At 72.4% G+C, this 16,296-nt stretch carries 20 protein-coding genes; 6 read left to right on the top strand and 14 right to left on the bottom strand.

The genetic code is table 11. The annotated features are described in order from the left end of the window. Positions 1–5: 5 nt before the first annotated feature. Together F6W97_RS03915 and F6W97_RS03910 are read right to left on the bottom strand one after the other, a co-directional pair. Complete coding sequence (locus F6W97_RS03915; protein WP_196278962.1) at positions 6–1,946, bottom strand: fumarate reductase/succinate dehydrogenase flavoprotein subunit; 1,941 nt, start codon at positions 1,944–1,946, stop codon at positions 6–8. After that, the gene (locus F6W97_RS03910) at positions 1,943–2,575 is read right to left on the bottom strand and encodes a succinate dehydrogenase cytochrome b subunit (protein ID WP_230686407.1); all 633 of its coding nucleotides are present in this window, start codon (positions 2,573–2,575) and stop codon (positions 1,943–1,945) included. Before F6W97_RS03910 ends, F6W97_RS03915 begins: the two co-directional genes overlap by 4 nt. 331 nt (positions 2,576–2,906) lie before the next feature. Between F6W97_RS03910 and F6W97_RS03905 the strand changes: the two genes are divergently transcribed. Further along, a complete protein-coding gene (locus F6W97_RS03905; protein ID WP_155368683.1) occupies positions 2,907–3,836 on the top strand; it encodes a LysR family transcriptional regulator in 930 nt (309 codons plus the stop codon). 72 nt (positions 3,837–3,908) lie between these two features. Here the strand turns inward: F6W97_RS03905 and F6W97_RS03900 are convergent, their stop codons facing one another. The 3 genes from F6W97_RS03900 to F6W97_RS03890 all read right to left on the bottom strand — a co-directional run bounded on the left by F6W97_RS03900 (position 3,909) and on the right by F6W97_RS03890 (position 6,370). Next, positions 3,909–4,721 (bottom strand): GNAT family N-acetyltransferase, encoded by an 813-nt coding sequence (locus F6W97_RS03900; RefSeq protein ID WP_155368682.1) that lies wholly within the window; start codon positions 4,719–4,721, stop codon positions 3,909–3,911. Positions 4,722–4,882: 161 nt separating this feature from the next. Further along, positions 4,883–5,464, bottom strand: coding sequence for a dihydrofolate reductase family protein (locus F6W97_RS03895; RefSeq protein ID WP_155368681.1), 582 nt, complete (start codon positions 5,462–5,464; stop codon positions 4,883–4,885). A gap of 66 nt (positions 5,465–5,530) precedes the next feature. Then, positions 5,531–6,370, bottom strand: coding sequence for a helix-turn-helix domain-containing protein (locus F6W97_RS03890; protein WP_155368680.1), 840 nt, complete (start codon positions 6,368–6,370; stop codon positions 5,531–5,533). A 188-nt stretch (positions 6,371–6,558) separates the two neighbouring features. On the opposite strand from F6W97_RS03890, the gene F6W97_RS03885 reads away from it, so the two are divergent. Next, positions 6,559–7,332, top strand: a complete 774-nt coding sequence (locus F6W97_RS03885; RefSeq protein WP_155368679.1) for a hypothetical protein — start codon at positions 6,559–6,561, stop codon at positions 7,330–7,332. Further along, positions 7,329–7,661, top strand: coding sequence for a winged helix-turn-helix domain-containing protein (locus F6W97_RS03880; protein WP_230686385.1), 333 nt, complete (start codon positions 7,329–7,331; stop codon positions 7,659–7,661). The genes F6W97_RS03885 and F6W97_RS03880 overlap by 4 nt, the downstream gene beginning before the upstream one ends. 83 nt (positions 7,662–7,744) lie before the next feature. Here the strand turns inward: F6W97_RS03880 and F6W97_RS03875 are convergent, their stop codons facing one another. The 5 genes from F6W97_RS03875 to F6W97_RS03855 all read right to left on the bottom strand — a co-directional run bounded on the left by F6W97_RS03875 (position 7,745) and on the right by F6W97_RS03855 (position 11,547). Further along, a complete protein-coding gene (locus tag F6W97_RS03875) occupies positions 7,745–8,395 on the bottom strand; it encodes a nucleotidyl transferase AbiEii/AbiGii toxin family protein (protein ID WP_155368678.1) in 651 nt (216 codons plus the stop codon). Positions 8,396–8,405: 10 nt separating this feature from the next. Further along, positions 8,406–8,756 carry a hypothetical protein gene (locus F6W97_RS03870; protein ID WP_155368677.1) on the bottom strand — a complete coding sequence of 117 codons (351 nt, stop codon included), beginning with the start codon at positions 8,754–8,756 and terminating at the stop codon, positions 8,406–8,408. 252 nt (positions 8,757–9,008) lie between these two features. Then, complete coding sequence (locus F6W97_RS03865; protein ID WP_155368676.1) at positions 9,009–9,941, bottom strand: hypothetical protein; 933 nt, start codon at positions 9,939–9,941, stop codon at positions 9,009–9,011. A 134-nt stretch (positions 9,942–10,075) separates the two neighbouring features. Next, on the bottom strand, positions 10,076–10,972 hold the full coding sequence (locus F6W97_RS03860; RefSeq protein WP_155368675.1) for a pentapeptide repeat-containing protein: 897 nt from the start codon (positions 10,970–10,972) through the stop codon (positions 10,076–10,078). A 50-nt stretch (positions 10,973–11,022) separates the two neighbouring features. Beyond that, positions 11,023–11,547, bottom strand: a complete 525-nt coding sequence (locus F6W97_RS03855) for a DinB family protein (RefSeq protein WP_155368674.1) — start codon at positions 11,545–11,547, stop codon at positions 11,023–11,025. Between the two features lie 68 nt (positions 11,548–11,615). Between F6W97_RS03855 and F6W97_RS03850 the strand changes: the two genes are divergently transcribed. Beyond that, positions 11,616–12,074: a GNAT family N-acetyltransferase gene (locus tag F6W97_RS03850; protein ID WP_155368673.1), complete on the top strand. Its 459-nt coding sequence runs from the start codon at positions 11,616–11,618 to the stop codon at positions 12,072–12,074. On the opposite strand, the gene F6W97_RS03845 is transcribed toward F6W97_RS03850, so the two are convergent. Next, positions 12,034–12,618: a histidine phosphatase family protein gene (locus tag F6W97_RS03845; protein WP_155368672.1), complete on the bottom strand. Its 585-nt coding sequence runs from the start codon at positions 12,616–12,618 to the stop codon at positions 12,034–12,036. The two genes, F6W97_RS03850 and F6W97_RS03845, sit on opposite strands and share 41 nt — an antisense overlap. 96 nt (positions 12,619–12,714) lie before the next feature. Here F6W97_RS03845 and F6W97_RS03840 point away from each other — a divergent pair, with 96 nt between their 5' ends. Next, complete coding sequence (locus F6W97_RS03840) at positions 12,715–12,903, top strand: DUF1918 domain-containing protein (RefSeq protein WP_155368671.1); 189 nt, start codon at positions 12,715–12,717, stop codon at positions 12,901–12,903. Positions 12,904–13,017: 114 nt separating this feature from the next. Here F6W97_RS03840 and F6W97_RS03835 read toward each other — a convergent pair whose 3' ends face one another. Genes F6W97_RS03835 through F6W97_RS03825 form a run of 3 tightly spaced genes read right to left on the bottom strand, consistent with a single transcriptional unit; the run spans position 13,018 to position 15,012 of the window. Then, the gene (locus F6W97_RS03835) at positions 13,018–13,776 is read right to left on the bottom strand and encodes a MerR family transcriptional regulator (RefSeq protein ID WP_155368670.1); all 759 of its coding nucleotides are present in this window, start codon (positions 13,774–13,776) and stop codon (positions 13,018–13,020) included. Between the two features lie 49 nt (positions 13,777–13,825). Beyond that, positions 13,826–14,698 (bottom strand): hypothetical protein, encoded by an 873-nt coding sequence (locus tag F6W97_RS03830; protein ID WP_155368669.1) that lies wholly within the window; start codon positions 14,696–14,698, stop codon positions 13,826–13,828. Continuing rightward, a complete protein-coding gene (locus F6W97_RS03825; RefSeq protein ID WP_155368668.1) occupies positions 14,698–15,012 on the bottom strand; it encodes a PadR family transcriptional regulator in 315 nt (104 codons plus the stop codon). The genes F6W97_RS03830 and F6W97_RS03825 overlap by 1 nt, the downstream gene beginning before the upstream one ends. A 109-nt stretch (positions 15,013–15,121) precedes the next feature. Between F6W97_RS03825 and F6W97_RS03820 the strand changes: the two genes are divergently transcribed. Continuing rightward, complete coding sequence (locus F6W97_RS03820; RefSeq protein WP_155368667.1) at positions 15,122–16,273, top strand: MFS transporter; 1,152 nt, start codon at positions 15,122–15,124, stop codon at positions 16,271–16,273. The last annotated feature ends 23 nt before the right edge of the window (positions 16,274–16,296 follow it).

Here is a 16,296-nt window from a genome sequence, read left to right as displayed (position 1 = left end):
CTCGGTCACTTGTAGCTCCGCTGGCTCGGGTGTACGTAGTCGAAGGTCAGTTCCTCCTTGTGGAGGACCGGCAGGTCGCCGCCGAACTCCCAGGCCGCGACGTAGCTGAAGCGCTCGTCGTCGCGCTCGGCCTCGCCCTCCTCGGTCTGGCTCTCGGCGCGGAAGTGACCGCCGCAGGACTCCTCGCGGTGCAGCGCGTCGATGCACATCAGCTCGGCCAGCTCGAAGAAGTCGGCCACCCGGCCGGCCCGCTCCAGGGACTGGTTGAGGCCCTCGCCGTCGCCGGGCACCTTGGCCCGCTGCCAGAACTCGGCCTTCAGCTCGCGGATCTCGCTGATCGCCTTGCGCAGGCCGGCGTCGGTGCGCTCCATGCCGCAGTACTCCCACATGATGCGGCCCAGCTCGCGGTGGATGGAGTCGACGGTGCGGTCACCGTTGATCGACAGCAGCTTCTCGATACGGTCCTCGACCAGCTTGCGGGCCTCGGCAACCTCGGCGTTCTCGCCGTCGAGCTTCGGGAACGGGCCCGCGGCCAGGTAGTCGCCGATGGTGTTCGGGAGCACGAAGTAGCCGTCGGCCAGGCCCTGCATCAGCGCGGACGCGCCCAGGCGGTTGGCGCCGTGGTCGGAGAAGTTAGCCTCGCCGATCACGAACAGGCCGGGGATGGTCGACTGCAGGTCGTAGTCCACCCACAGGCCGCCCATGGTGTAGTGCACGGCCGGGTAGATGCGCATCGGCGTGGAGTACGGGTCCTCGCCGGTGATGCGCTCGTACATCTCGAACAGGTTGCCGTACTTGGCCTCCACCGCGTCGCGGCCCAGGCGGCCGATCGCGGCGGCGAAGTCCAGGTACACGCCCAGACCGCCGGGGCCGACGCCGCGGCCCTCGTCGCAGACGTTCTTCGCGGCCCGCGAGGCGATGTCACGCGGCACCAGGTTGCCGAACGCCGGGTAGATGCGCTCCAGGTAGTAGTCGCGCTCGTCCTCGGGGATGTCGGCCGGCACGCGGTCGTCGCCCTTGGCCTTGGGGACCCACACGCGGCCGTCGTTGCGCAGCGACTCCGACATCAGGGTCAGCTTGGACTGGTGGTCGCCGGAGACCGGGATACACGTCGGGTGGATCTGCGTGTAGCACGGGTTGGCGAACAGCGCGCCCTTGCGGTGCGCCCGCCAGGAGGCGGTGACGTTGCAGCCCTTGGCGTTGGTCGACAGGAAGAACACGTTGCCGTAGCCGCCGGAGGCCAGCACGACCGCATCGGCGAACTCGGTGCTGATCTCGCCGGTGACCAGGTCGCGCACCACGATGCCACGGGCCCGGCCGTCCACGATGATCAGTTCGAGCATCTCGTGCCGGTCGTGCATCGTCACCGTGCCGGCCGCGATCTGGCGTTCCAGCGCCTGGTACGCGCCGAGCAGCAGCTGCTGGCCCGTTTGGCCCCGGGCGTAGAAGGTGCGGGAGACCTGCGCGCCGCCGAAGGAGCGGGTGTCGAGCAGGCCGCCGTACTCGCGGGCGAACGGGACGCCCTGCGCCACGCACTGGTCGATGATCTGCGTGGAGATCTGCGCCAGGCGGTGCACGTTCGACTCGCGGCTGCGGAAGTCGCCGCCCTTGACGGTGTCGTAGAACAGCCGGTGCACCGAGTCGCCGTCGTTGCGGTAGTTCTTGGCCGCGTTGATGCCGCCCTGTGCCGCGATGGAGTGCGCGCGGCGCGGGGAGTCCTGGTAGCAGTACGACTTGACCTGGTAGCCCAGCTCGCCCAGGGTCGCCGCGGCCGAGCCGCCGGCCAGGCCGGTGCCGACCACGAGCACGGTGAGCTTGCGCTTGTTGGCCGGATTGACCAGCTTCGCGCCGAAGCGTCGCCGCTCCCAGCGGGTCTCGATCGGGCCGTCGGGCGCCTTGGTGTCGGCGACCGGGTCACCGAGGGTGTAGTAGTCCGTCATGGTCATTTCACCAACCCTGTGAGTACGGCGAACGGAACGACGAGGAAGCCCGCGCAGATCACGAAGGCGACGGCGAACGCGGTGCCCTGCAGCACGCGCTCGCGGCGGGCGTTGCTGACGCCGAGGGTCTGCAGCCCGCTCCAGATGCCGTGGCGCAGGTGGAACCCGAGGGTGACCACGGCCAGGACGTAGAAGGCGGTGACGTACCAGCGGCCGGGGGCGAAGCCCTGCACGATGGCCGCATTGGCCTGGCTGGTGTCGGCGACCGGGTTGAACGTGCGGGTGGTCAGGTCCAGGATGTGGTAGACCACGAACAGGAACACGATGACGCCGCCCCACCGCATGGTGCGCGCGGCGTAGCTGCCCTGCACCGGCTTGCGGTGGGCGTACTTGACCGGGCGGGCCTTGCGGGCGCGGATCGTCAGCACCGCGGCCGACCAGACGTGCAGGCCCAGGGCGACCAGCAGGCCGACCCGCTGGATCCAGAGGAAGCCCGAGTGCGGCAGCAGCGGAGCGCCGATCTCGCGCAGCCAGTGCGCGTAGTGGTCGAACGCCTCCGCGCCAAAGAAGATCTTGAGGTTGCCGATCATGTGCAAGAGCAGGAACAGCACGAGAACTGTTCCCGAGATCGCCATGATGACCTTGAGGCCGACCGTGGAACGGAAAAGTCCAGGTCGGGAGAGGGTCTGATTCGCTACTGCCACGCCTCGGAGGCTAGGGCGAAGTGGATCAGGCGTCCAATGCATGGGACCCGCTGAGTCGATAGCCTGGCGCTATCTGGAAACCAGCTGCACACCTGTACGCGCGCTGAAAGATCACGTTCAGCAGCGGCGACGTGGCCAGACCCACGCAACGCCTTGTGACCCATCCCTCAGCACGTGGTCAACCTCACTGCCAGCGCAAACGGACCTTTCCGGCAGTCGAGGGCATGGCAACGCCGATTCCGATAGCTCTAGCCTATAGAGCATGCAGCTGCAGCAGCTCAAGTACTTCGTCGCGGTCGCCGACACCCGGCACTTCACCCAGGCGGCCGAACAGGCCGGGGTGACCCAGCCGTCGCTGAGCAAGCAGATCCACGTGCTGGAGACCGAGCTGGGCGCGCCGCTGTTCACCCGCTCGCGCGGCAACATCATGCTCACCCCGGCCGGGGAGGCACTGCTGCCCCGTGCCCGGCGCATCCTCGCCGACGTCGAGACGGCGCGGCTGGAGGTCCAGGAGCTGATCGGGGTGCGGCGCGGGCGGCTGCGCCTGGGCGCCACGCCCAGCCTGTGCACCAGCCTGGTCGCGCCGGTGCTGCGGCGGTACCAGGAGGGCTACCCGGGCGTACGCCTGATGCTGGAGGAGGGCGGGTCGCAGGACCTGGTCGGCAAGCTCGCCCGCGGGGGCCTGGACCTGGCCCTGATCGTGCTGCCCGACCAGGGCACCGACCCGGCGCTGCGGGCCGAGCCGATCCTGCGCGAGAGCCTCGTCGTCGCGTCGTCGGCCATGCTGCCCGCGCCCACCGAGGCCGGGGCGCTGAGCCTGTCCGAGCTGGACGGCCAGCCGCTGGTCATGTTCCGGCCCGGCTACGACCTGCGCGACACCACCCTGGAGGCGTGCCGCCGCGCCGGCTTCACCCCGACCTTCGCGATCGAGGGCGGCGAGATGGACGCCGTGCTCGGCTTCGTCGAAGCGGGCCTCGGCGTGGCCCTGGTGCCTTCGCTGGTGCTGTCCGGCCGCACCCGGCTGCGGTCCACTCCGCTGGCCCCGCCCGGGGTGCAGCGCACCGTCGCGCTGGCCCATCGGCGGGACGTGACGCCCACGCATGCGGCGCGGGCGCTGCGGGAGGTGCTGCTGGCGTATGTGCACGAGGAGTCGGCCTGGTCCCGCCTGCCCACCGGCGTCGAACCCATCTGAGACGAAGGAAGGGCACCTTCTTATCGCCATGCGTTGTAGAAGGTGCCCTTCCCATCCTCGCGGAGCGGGTGGTCAGGCGGGAGGGTCGGCGATGCAGGCGGTGGCGACGCGGACGAAGCCCTGCCGCTCGTACACGCGGGCCACCTCCTCGGATGCCGCCGACAGGAACACGGTGGCCACGCCCTGTTCCAGCGCGTGCCGGGCGAGCAGCGCCGTGACCGCTCCGCCCAGGCCGCGGCGGCGCGCCGAGGGCAGCGTGGCCACCCCGGCGATCTCGGCGACGTCACCTGCGCGCTGGTAGATGCCGCTGGCCGCCGGTCCCTGATCGGGCAGCTCGGCGAGGGCGTTGGCGCGTACGCCGCTGCGGATGTCGGCGAGCTGCCGGGCGAGCGCGTCGGCGTCGGGCAGGGTCAGCGCGGCGTCTCGCTCGGCCGGCCCGGCGTCACCGGTCCCGGTGCCCGGGGAGCCGAAGCCGATGTGCGCCACGGCGGCGACGGCGGCCAGGTCCGCGGCGGCGTCCGGGGCGTCCGCGTCGATGATGCGGGCCGGGCCGGTGGCGGCGGAGAGCCGGGCGGGGTCGAGCACGAGCAGCGGGGCGCGCAGCACGGACAGGCCGGCGGCTTCGGCGAGCGGCAGCAGCTCGGGGGTGGTCTCGTGGACCCACTCGAACGCCTCGGGCACGTCGAGTTCGCGCTGGCGGGCGCGTACGGCGGCGATGTCGGCCGCGGTCGGGGGCGGACCGCTCAGCACCGGCCGGGCGTAGAAGGGGTACGGCGTGCCCTGCCGCAGGAACAGCTCGAGGCCGCCGTGGCGTTCCACGGCGGCCCGGTCGCGGGGCACGGCGTCGTAGAAGCGTTCCAGGCGGCTCAGTAGATCGTCGGTCACCGGCTGAGGCTAGTGGCCGGCACGCACCGCGTCGCGCGGATTACCCGGCGCCGGGGCACCGCTGACGGCAGTCGACAAAGGGGCTCCGCACCGTTGAGGTGTAGTCGCTGGTCGGATGGTGGCTGGCGCGTCGGTCCCGGGTAGGTGTCGGCTCAGTTCGGTCAACGGCGCACCCGATAGCGCAGGTGAAGCACCCGGTTGCCCTGAATCACCACGTCAGGATCCGCCAGCAGGTGCTGCGCGTGGACCGACCCGAAGTAGCGCTTGCCGGACCCGAACACGACGGGTACGACGTCCATGCGCACCTCGTCGATCAGGCCCGCGGCGAGCACCTGTCCACCGACGTCGCCCGCGGCGACCTCGACCATGCGGTCACCCGCGAGTTCCTGCGCCTTGGCCACGGCTGCCTCGACGCCGTCGACGAAGTGAAACGGCGCCTCGGGGTCCCAGCCCTCGGGCCTCGGCCGGTGCGTCACGACGACCACGTGGTCGATGCCGCCCGGAGGCTTCCCGTCCCAGCCGTCCGTCATGTCGAAGACGTGGCGACCGACGATCGTCGCCCCGATCTGATCCCAATACGGCCGGGTGTAGTCGTAGGACGTCTGCGACACCTTCAGCTCGCCGCTGTCGTCCAACGGGACGTCACCGCTGGACAACCAGTCGAACAGCGGTCCGGGCTGGTCGTTCTCGTCCGCTATGAAGCCGTCCACCGACACCGAGCTGTACATGACCACCTTGCCCATGGGGCCCTCCTTCGCTCCGGGGTGCCCCCAAGTTAGCGTGTCGGGTGCTGGCGCTCTTGTAAGAAATCAATCGGCCGGCAGCGGCCAGCCGTCCAGCGCGTGGCCGGGATGTTCACTCAGGAACCGCCGCCGGACTTCGACGTACCGGGTCGGCGTGAGCCCGGTGAACTCCCGGAACTCGTGGCCGAAGTGCGCCTGGTCGAAGTAGCCTGCGCCACCGGCGAGGTCGCCCCAGTCGATCGGTCCGGCGGGGTTGATCGCGAGCACGGTGGCGGCGAAGCGGTGGGTGCGGGCCAGCCGCTTCGGCGTGACGCCGATGAGCTCCTTGAACCGCTGCGCCAGATGAGTGCTGCTGACACCGGCTGCCACGGTCAGGTCGCCGATAGCCACCGCCCCGCTGGTCGCCGCGATGACACGGCTCGTATGGCGGACGAGCCCCAGGCCGGCGGTCTCGCACAGCCGTCCCATCAGCTCCTCCTCGAGCAGCGTCAGCATCTCGTGCGGTCCGTCCGCCGTGGCCAGCCGGTCGCGCAGCTCCGCAGTGGCGGGCCGGCCCCAGACCTGCTCCACCGTCACCGGCCGGTCACACAGCTCGGCCGCGGGCATCGGCAGGAAGGGCGCCAGTCCCCACGACTTGAAGTGCACGCCGACGGACCGGGTCCGGGGTGGGTAGCCGAACTCCAACGCGCGGGTGGGCACGGTGACCACGCAGCCGTCGGCGTACTCGGCCGTCTCGATGTCGGTGCCGGCGCGGATGCGGAACGGCGCCCCGAGGTTGACGATGAGAAAACCCCCGGGCATCGGCGGCAGCGTCAGCCGGGCGTACGGCGCCGCGCCCTCCAGGTAGTAGAGGTCGTCGATCAGCCCGTCCAGCGGCGGTCGCGGCACTCTGGACACGTACTCCATGCCCACAGCATCGCCGATGCCCACCGGCATCGCGCGCCGGGATGGTGCGGCCGCGCAGCGACTGGCGTCGAACCGGCGAGATCCCGACCACGGCAGCGCCACGGTCCCCGATAACGGGCAGCGTCCCTTGCGTGGACCGTGTACTTTGCATTACAAAGTTCTTGGCCACAGTTGAGGGGAGTTCGTCGATGACCACACCGACGGCCGCGTACCCGGAGCAGATGCTCGACGAGGTGCGCAGAGTCCGCGAGCAGGCCCGCAGGCAGGCGCACGCCGGAGCGTGGTTCCCGGTCGCCGCGCTGGCGGTGCTGCTGCTCGCCAGCATCAGCCTGTACGAGGTGCCGTTCGCGCAGGTCGACCAGCTGGCCGTCACCTCCCGGTGGGCGGGGCTGCCGGACGCGCAACGCAGCGAACAGGCCTCGTACCTGTTCTGGTTCATCGGCACGCCGCTCACCATCGCGCTGATCGGCGTCTGGTACCGCTGGCGCGCCCGCCGTGTAGGAGTCCGGGTGCCCTGGCGGTGGTTCGCGATCACCGCCATGGGCGCCCTGCTCGCGCTGGCCGTGCTCGCGGCCATGCCGATCGAGCGGCCCGAGGACGCGGACCTGGTCAAGTCCTACGTGGATGTTCCGGTTCTCGACCAGATCAGGCTCGGGCTGTTCACGCCGCTGATGCCGATCGCGCTAGCGATCGTGGTGCTCGGCTGGGCCGAGCGCAGCCGGGCCGTGGCACTGTCCGGCGTCTGGGTCGGCGCGATCACCTGGTGGCAGTGCTCGCAGGGCCTGGGGCAGCTGGCCGGCTGGCAGGCCTGGGCGCTCAGCGGGTTCGAGGGTCCGGCGATGGGCGGCCAGCTGACCCTGTTCGGGCTCAACCGCCCCGGACCGACGCTGATCCTGATCGCGCTGCCGCTGCTGGTCTTCGCCGCGGTGCGCGCTGTACGCACCCGCGGCGGGCTGCGGTGACCGGCGACGACACGACGCATCCGGCGCTGGCTCTGGACGAGACCGTCCACCAGCGCTTCCGGCTGGGCATCATGGCCGTGCTGGCCGAGACGGCCGAGTGCTCCTTCACGACGCTGCGCGACCAGCTCCAGCTCAGCGACGGCAACCTGAGCCGCCACCTGCGGGTGCTGGAGGAGGCCGGGCTGGTCGAGATCCGCAAGGGGTACGAGGGCCGCAAGCCCTGCACCTGGCTGAAACTGACCCGCCAGGGCGCGACCGCGCTCCGCCAGGAGATCGCCGCCCTGGAGCAGCTCGTCGCCCGCATCCGCAACCCCGAACCACCGCACTGACCCGGCGCCCGGCAGTGCGGGAAGTAAGGAAGGGCGCCTTCTCAACGGACGTCCGTTGAGAAGGCGCCCTTCCTCCGACTCGGTCAGGGGCGGGGCCAGTCGGCGAAGGCGGCGCGGACGGTGGCGCAGGCCTGCGGGGTCAGGCCGTAGAGGTGTTGCCAGACGTCGTCGGTGAGGCGGTCCAGGCGGGCCGTCGCGGCGGTGAAGTCCTCGTCGGACAGGGTCGGGTCGGCACGCAGGCCCAGCTCGACGAGCTGCTCGCGGGTGTAGTCGCGCAGCGCGCCCGCCACGTCGATGTAGTCGCGGGGCTCGGCCCGGGTCGCCAGCGCCGCGACCTTGCCGCCGAGGACGTCCTCGACGTGCAGCACCGGGCCGATGTCCATGACGACCGTGCCGCGGTTGCGGTCGAAGCGGGCCAGGGTCAGCCGCATCACCGCGTCGTCGCGCGTGATCTGGAACTCGACCAGCTCGTCGTCCAGGCCGCCGAACACCTCGCCCAGGTCGTCGCCGTACGTCGCGACGTCCAGCCCGGCCGCGCCCAGCGCCCGCGCCACCAGCGCACCGGCGGCGCGCACGCCGCCGTCCACGTCGGTGAACAGGTCCACGTCCTCGGTCGCGCGGTGCACTATGCCGTACAGGTTGAGCGCGTGCCCGCCGCCGAGGGCGAACCCGTGCGCCTGTGCCACGCCCAGCGCGATCCGCGCGACCTCGACCTGCAGTTCCTCGACCGTCATCGGCGCGCCGTCACCGGGCGGCGACGGAGGCGCGCAGCGCCGGGTGGCGCTCCTCCCAGGCCCGGCGCACCCCGCGGGGCAGGAACAGCTGCGGCCACAGCCGGACCAGGGTCGCCCCGTCGAGCCAGGCCCGCAGCTCCTCGACGGTGCTCGCCTCGCGCAGCACGGTCTCGTACAACCACTGCAGCAGGTGCGGGTTGTCCAACTCGACGCGGCGGTCGGCCTGCCAGAACAGGCGGTGCGGCAGGACGGCGACACCGGAGGTCGGGCCGTGCAGCGCGGACAGGTCCGGGGCCACCAGCGCACGCCGGCCCGGCCGCGCACTCGGGGGCGCGGCACTGCGGCGATCGCGGCGGTCCACACACTGAGGGTAGCGGCTGACATACCCGGCGGGACAGCCGTGCGCCCCTGACCTCGCCCGGCAGTGAAGGGCACGCCGGTGACCTGCTGCTATGCCGAGCACCGTCGCGTTCGCAGGCCCACGTGCCGGGCACGGGCAGGAGGCGTACGAGCCGAGGCCCCGCCCACGACATGCGTGGGCGGGGCCTCGGAGGTCACGGCAGGCGGTCGCGGCACACCCCTGGACCTGGACGGCCCGCCGTGACTGGTCGGGTCAGCGGCCGACCTGGGCGTCGGCCGACTCGGCCGCCTGGTCGGCGACGTGCTCCGCGGCACCACGCCAGTCGCTGGTCAGCTGTCGGGCACGGTCCTGGGCCCGGCTCGCGGACTCCTCGGCCCGCTGTGCGGCGCGCTTGGCGTCCTCGGCCTGCTCACGGGCCTGCGCTGCCGACTTCTGCGCCGAGCGGCGCGCCTCGGCCGCCCGCTTGCGGGCCTGCTTCGCGGAACGCTCCGCCGCCTGCTGGGCGGCCTTCGCACGAGCGGCGGCGTGGTCGCCCGTCGACGGCTGCGACAACCCCGGCACGGGCACGGTCCGCGTGGTCGCCGCCGCCTTCAGCGCGATCGCCGTGTACGCCGAGTGCGGCCCTCGGTGGTAGCCGATGTCACGCCCGCCAGCCTGCTCGGCGTTGACGGACGCGTAGAGCACGCCCTGGCGGCTGGCCGCCGTCAGCGCAGGCACCGTGGCGGTGCCGTCGGCGCGCAGGGCGACCTCGACCTGGCGTACGGCGACACCGGGGCGGGCCGGGTCGGTGAAGTGGTCGCGCTGGTCGGCGAAGGAGAACCGGACCACGGCCGGCGCGGTCAGCTCCCGGTCGGCACGCCGCATAACATCCCAGCGGGCCGGGTCGGCGAGGCTCACCCGCACCTGGAGGCGGTCGGTGACCGTCACCGCGACCCCGTCCCCGGCGACCACCGGGAACTGGCCGGCGCTGCGGCTCCACTGGAGCTGGTACGGCTCCAGGCCGCCGCCGCGCGGCCCGGCCGTCGTCGGCGCGAGCCAGTCACCGGCCGGGAGGGCGGCGGCGCTCATCGCGGCCGGCGCGGCGGCGGGCGCGGCGAGCGCGGGCGCGCCGTGCATCAGCAGCGGGGCGGCGACGGCGGCGCTGAGTGCGGCGAACGCGGCGACGCGGCGCGGGATGAAAGCCATCTGGGTACCTCCGAGTGTCCTCGTTCGGATGCCGGCGACCTCACACGATCACCGGGCCCCTTCACGATCACTCGGATCGGCGTACCCCCGCACCTGCCGAAAGGCATGAGGGGCACCCCCCGTCGGTCAGGAGTTCACCGGCGGCGGGGGCGGGCGCGCGACGGGCGGGCCGGGCTGACGGCGTCGCCGGTGGCCGTGTGCGTGGCGGGCCAGTGCGCGGGGCGGGTCAGCGTCGGCGGCAGCAGCGTGCCCAGGTCGCCGCGGGCCGCGTCGAGCTGCGACTGGAGCAGGTACAGGCAGCCGGTGAGGTCCGCGCCCCGCAGGTCGGCTCCGCGCAGGTCCGCGCCCAGCAGATCCGCCCCGCGCAGGTCCGCGCCCCGCAGGTCGGCCCCGAGCAGGTACGTCCCGCGCAGGCTCGCCCGGCGCAGATCGGCCGCGCGCAGGTCCGCGCCCAGCAGCTCGGCCCCGGACCGGTCGGGCCCGAGCCGCCCGGCCCGGCCGCGTACCGCCGCGCTGGTCTGGCGCAGCAGGTCGGCCGCCTCGCGGCGGCGCGCGTCGACATCGAGCGCGGCCAGCTCCGCGGGCGTGCCGAGGGTGAGCTGCGCGGTCTGCGCCAGCACCCGGGCCAGGTCCGCGCCCAGCGCCTGGCCGGGCCGCAGCGACACCGCCTCGTGCAGGTAGTACAGCAGCTCGTGCAGGTGCCGCATGACCGCGAACGAGGCGAACATGTCCCTCGCCGTCGCGGGCTCGGCACGCCAGTCCCGCCCGCCGAACGTCACCTGGGCGACCTGCTGTCCCGCGCCGAAGCAGTCGAACACGGTGCACCCGGCGAAACCGCGCTCGCGCAACCCGGTGTGGATGCCGCAGCGGAAGTCACCCTGCAGGTTCGGGCAGGCCGTACCGGCCGGTTTGTCGATCGCGAAGTCGCTGGAGCGGGCGAACGCGGGCGCGACGCAGCACAGCGCGAAGCAGCGCGAGCAGTCGGCGTGCAGGCGCTCGCGCCACGGCTCGGCGGGCGGGGCGCTGGACACGGTCGTGCCTCCTGAGCCGGTCGTTCAGTGATCGCTTCCGAGCCTAACCATCACTCGCCGGTGACGCCGTCGACGGCCTCGCGGATCAGGTCGGCGTGGCCGTTGTGGCGGGCGTACTCCTCGATCATGTGCAGGTACACCCAGCGCAGCGACATGGTCTCCTGGGTCCGCTCGTGCACGAAGGTGTCGTCCAGCGACGCCCCGGCGACGGCCTCGCGGCAGGCCTGCTGCTCCGCGGCGAGCGTGGCCAGGTCGGCCTCCGCGAAGGCCGGATCGGCCAGGTCGAACGAGGCCCCGCCCCGGCCGTCGGGGTGGGCGTACAGCGACGCGACCGCTTCGCCGCGGACCCGGCGGCGGAACCAGACCCGCTCCACGTCGGCCATGTGCCGGACCAGGCCGAGAAGGGTGAGCGTGGACGGCGCGACGGACGCCTCGTGCAACTGCGCGCCGGTGAGCCCGGCGCACTTGTGCAGCAGCGTGGCCCGGTGCCGGTCCAGGAATCCCTCCAGCAGGATGCGCTCGTCGGCGACGGGCGGCTCGTCGGTGCGGGTGATCTGCGGGGCGGTCCATGTCATGTGACGCATGATGCCTGTTTCGTCCCGGCTGAGCGGAACGGGGGTGGCGCCGGTAGGCTCCGGGACTTGTGATCGAGACCGAGCGGCTCGTGCTGCGCCCGTACACCCCGATTCTGGCGGCCCGGATCGCCGACGGCGCGCCGCGGGACCCGCGCTGGGCCGACGACTACCCGTTCGACGGTGACCAGAGCGCGGCCCGGATGTACCTGCAGGCGGGCGCGCCCGCCGGGCCGTGGGTGCCGTACACGATCGAGCTGCGGGCGACCGGCCTGGTCGTCGGCGGTGTCGGCTTCCACGGGACGCCCGACGGGTCGGGCACGGTCGAGATCGGGTACGGGCTGGCCGAGTCCGCCCGCGGCCACGGATACGCCGCGGAGGCGGCGTCGGCGCTGGTCGCGCTGGCGCAGCGGCTGGGCGCGCGGCAGGTCGTCGCGACGCTGGAGTACGACAACCAGCCCAGCGCGAACGTGCTGCGCCGGGCCGGCTTCACCGAGCAGAGCCCGCTGCACTGGGTCCGGTCGGCCTGAGCCAGCCGGCGGGCAGCGCGTACTCCCAGCCGGGCTGCCACGTGAACGGTGCGGTCACCTGCTCGGCGAGGTCCGCGCCCGCCAGCAGCGCCGGAAGGGCGTAGCGGGTGGCCGCGTGCGCCACCAGCAGCACCCGACGCCCGTCGTGGGTGCCGGCCAGCTCCTCCAGCAGGTCCGCCGTGCGCGCCGTCGCCTGCCGGTAGGACTCGCCACCGGGGAACGGCACGTCGATGCGGTGCGCCCGCTCGGCGTCCAGCCGGGCGACGGGCATGCCGTTGAGCTCGCCATAGTTGATCTCGCGTAGCCGCGGGTCCGTGCGCAGTTCGACGCCGGTGCTGCCGAACGCGATCCGCGCGGTCTGCACGGCCCGGCGCAGATCCGAGCTGACGACCAGGTCGAGGCGCTCGCCGCGGCGGCGTTCCCCCAACTCGGCCGCCCTACGCAGGCCCGTCGGGGACAGCTGCCCCGGCAGCCACCCGGTCGCGAAGCCGGCCTCGTTGTCCAGCGTCGGCGAGTGCGTCTCGTAAACCAGGGACACGGTCACGCCGGGGAGTCTGGCACAGCCGTATCGGTGCCGTCGTTGCGCGAAACGTGCATCTCACCCCGATTCCTCCGGACAATGGACGAGGAGGTGGAGACCATGAAGGCAAAGGTCGGCGACACCATCGTCGTCGAGGGCACCCACGTCGGAGACCACCGCAGGATCGGGGTGATCACCGCAGTGCCGCACGAGGACGGCAGCCCGCCGTACACGGTCCGCTGGGAGGACGACCAGCACGAAGGAATCCTCTACCCAGGCCCGGACACCCACATCAAAACCGGCGCCTGACCGGCTCGGTCAGTCAAGATCGCGACGATCTTGCGGGAACTGTTGAGGGTTCGCCCGATTCGGGCGTGTCGTACCCACGGTTCGCGCAAGATCGTCGCGATCTTGGTGGTCGGGTCAGGAGCGGGTGACGGCGTTGGCGTGGATGGCGTCGTGGAGGTATTGGGTCATGCCGGGTTTGATGGCTTCGTAGGTGGCGGTGAAGCGCTCGTCGGCGAGGTACATGTCGGCCAGGCCGGTCTGGATCTCGTAGCTGCACTCGTAGAACCAGCGGCTGATCAGCTGGCGGTGTTCTTCGGCCAGTTCCATGGCCTCGGGGCTGTCGGCGGGGGCGCCGGAGTCCATCAGCGCGGTGAAGCGGCGGCCCCAGTCTTCGTTCTCCTGCTTGTTACGCAGCCAGTCGTCCTTGGTGTAGCGGGCGGTGCGGCGGCTGGACTCCTTGTAGGCGTCCGTGCCGCCCCAGCGCTGCTCCGCCTCCTCGGTGTGGTCGTCGGGGTTGAAGTCGCCGAACACCTCGAAGCGTTCCTCGGGGGTCAGGTTGATGCCCACTTTCTTCGCCTCCATCGCGAACTCGATCGCGGTGACCATCTCCTGCATCCGCTTGATGCGCCCGGTCAGCAGCTCGTGCTGGCGGCGCAGGTGCGCCGTCGCGTCGGACTGCGGATCGTCGAGGATGGCCGCGATCTCTTCCAGCGAGAACTCGAGCTCCCGGTAGTACAGGATCTGCTGCAGCCGCTCCAGGTCCGCCTCGACGTACCGGCGGTAGCCGGTGGCCGAGCGCTCGCCGGGCGACAGCAGGCCGATCTCGTCGTAGTGGTGCAGCGTCCGGACGGTCACTCCGGCGAGTTCGGCGACCTTGCCCACGGTGTAAGCCACGGTTCTCTCCTTTCCGAGAACCAGGGTCGGGTCTTCCGCTACGTGAGAGTCAAGCCGATTCGGCCGCGGTTCGCGGCCTGGTCGCGGTGACGGTCACCACCGCGAGCAGAAAAACGGTGCACAGCGTCAGCATCTGGGGCAGCAGCTTGATCACGTCCTCGAGCTGCCGGTAGGCGTCGTCCACCAGACCCGGGTCCCAGCCGCTGATGCTGGACGCCCACCACAGCGGCGCGAAACGCCGCGGGGCGCGTTCGGCGGGCAGCGCGGCCAGCACGTACACCGCGGTGGCGGCGGCCGGCAGCAGCAGGCCGCCGGCCAGGCCGACGACCCAGGCGCCGGCGGGCCGCCCGCGCCGCAGCAGCACCCGCAGCGTGTACGCGAGCAGCGCGCCACCCGCGGTCCAGCACACGACCGCGGTCAGCGAGGCGCTCAGCACCTCGCCCATCGCCTGGCCGAGCCCTGGCACGGCGGCGATGGCGGCCACGCCCAGGCCCACCGCCACGGGCACGACGAACGCCACGGCGGGGATCGGCCGGATCCGCACCAGCCACCGGCCGAGCAGCCATGCCGGCGGAACCGCCAGCAGGGTCGCTGCCGCGTACATGTGGTCACCGAACTCGTACAGTCTCGCCTGGTTCGCCACCGCGATCATGGCCGAGATGAGCCCGAGCATCAGCAACCCCAGCGCGGGCGGAACGGCGATCAGCCTGAGCACGGTCCAGCCTGCGGCACGGGCCTGCGCCATGGTCATCGTCTCCGTTCGGTGGGTGAGCCGGTCGCGCAGTGCGCACCAGGCCGTGTCGGCCAGGTCCCGGCCGGGCCGGGGGCTGTCGTGCAGCAGTTCGGCGATCTCGTCGCCGTAGCGTTCCCGGACCGCGGGCGGGTAGAGCGCGAGCACCGCGCGGATGAGCAGCGCGCGCATCAGGCGACCGCCAGTCGTCGCAGACCGTTGGCGGCGAGGGCCTTCATGCGCTGCAGTTCGGCGTTGAGCGCGGCGCGTCCGGCGTCGGTCAGCCGGTAGGGCTTGCGGCGGTCGGCTTCCGGCAGCGCCTCGATGTAGCCGTGTTCCTCCAGTCGCCGGATCGCGCCGTAGAGGGTGCCGGGTCCGGGGCGGGATCCGGTGAGCTCGGCGATGTCGTCCTGCATGGCGTAGCCGTGCTTGGGCCCGGGGGCGAGGCTGATCAGGATGTGCAGCGCGGGTTCGGAGAACCTGCCGAGGTCGGCGAGACCGGCCATGAACGCTCCTCTACTACGTTCTGCGTAGCATCGCACGGCGTAGTAAAACGGTCAACGGGCGACCAACATCACGTATCGGGGCCGGCGGCCGTGCGCTTACCGTCACCTGATGGGGCAGCCGAACCGCTGGGTCATGCTCGGACTGGGCATGCTCGCCCAGGGCGCCTGCTACCTGCCGACCGGCGCGCTGATCCTGCTGGTGCCGGCGTTGCGCGCGCAGGGATTCGGGCTCGCCGACGTGGGACTGCTACTGGGCGCGCCGAGCGCCGGCATGGTGCTGGCCCTCATCGCCTGGGGCTGGTGCGCCGACACCTACGGCGAGCGCCTGACCATGACCGTCGGGCTGGTCCTCGCGGCGGCGACGCTGGCCGCGGCGGCGTACGCCACCGGCCTGGCGACGCTCGGCGTGGCGCTGACCCTGGCCGGGGCCGCGTGCGCGTCCGGCAACGCGGCCAGCGGCCGGGTGGTGCTCGGCTGGTTCCCGCCGGAGCGCCGCGGGTTCGCGATGGGACTGCGCCAGACCGCGCTGCCCGTCTCCGGCGCGCTGGCCGGGCTCGGCACGCCACTGGTCGCGCAGGCCCACGGCGTACGCGGGGTGCTGCTCGGCTGTGCGGCGGTATGCCTGGTGGCGGCGGTAGCGGTCGGCGTGCTCGTGGTCGATCCGCCCCGGCCGGAGCGGGCGGCGGTGGTCGCGGCGGTCTCGCCGTACCGGACGGCGAACCTGTGGCGCATCCACGGGGCGAGCCTGCTGCTGGTCGTCCCGCAGTTCACGACCAGTGTCTTCGCGGTCGCCTATCTGGTGGGCGAGCGGGGCTGGTCGGAGGTCGCGGCCGGGCAGGCGGCCGCTGTCGCGTACCTGCTCGGGGGTGCGGGACGGCTGGTGTGTGGGCGGTGGTCGGACGCGGTGGACAGCCGGTTGCGGCCGATGCGGCAGCTGGCCGTGGTCAACGCGGCCGTGGTGCTGCTGGTCGCCGCGGCGACGCAGGCCGGGTCGGCGCTGACCGCTCCGCTGCTGGTGCTGGCGGTCGCGGTGTCGATGAGCGGCAACGGCCTGTCCTACACCGCGGTGGCCGAACACGCCGGGCCGGTGTGGGCGGGTCGGGCCCTGGGCGCCCAGAACACGGTGCAGAACATCGGCGCGGCCCTCACCCCCGCCGCGCTCGGCCTGCTCATCGCCCCGGTCGGCTACGGTGCCGCGTTCGCCGTCGCGGGCGCGCTGGCCCTGTTCGCCGCACCGCTGACCCCGGCAGAACCCGGCTGACCCGACCGGTTCGGCGGTGAAAC

The organism is Catellatospora vulcania (genome assembly GCF_009720385.1).
In the GTDB taxonomy this organism is placed as follows: domain Bacteria; phylum Actinomycetota; class Actinomycetes; order Mycobacteriales; family Micromonosporaceae; genus Catellatospora; species Catellatospora vulcania.
This window is presented reverse-complemented; position numbering and strand designations above follow the sequence as displayed.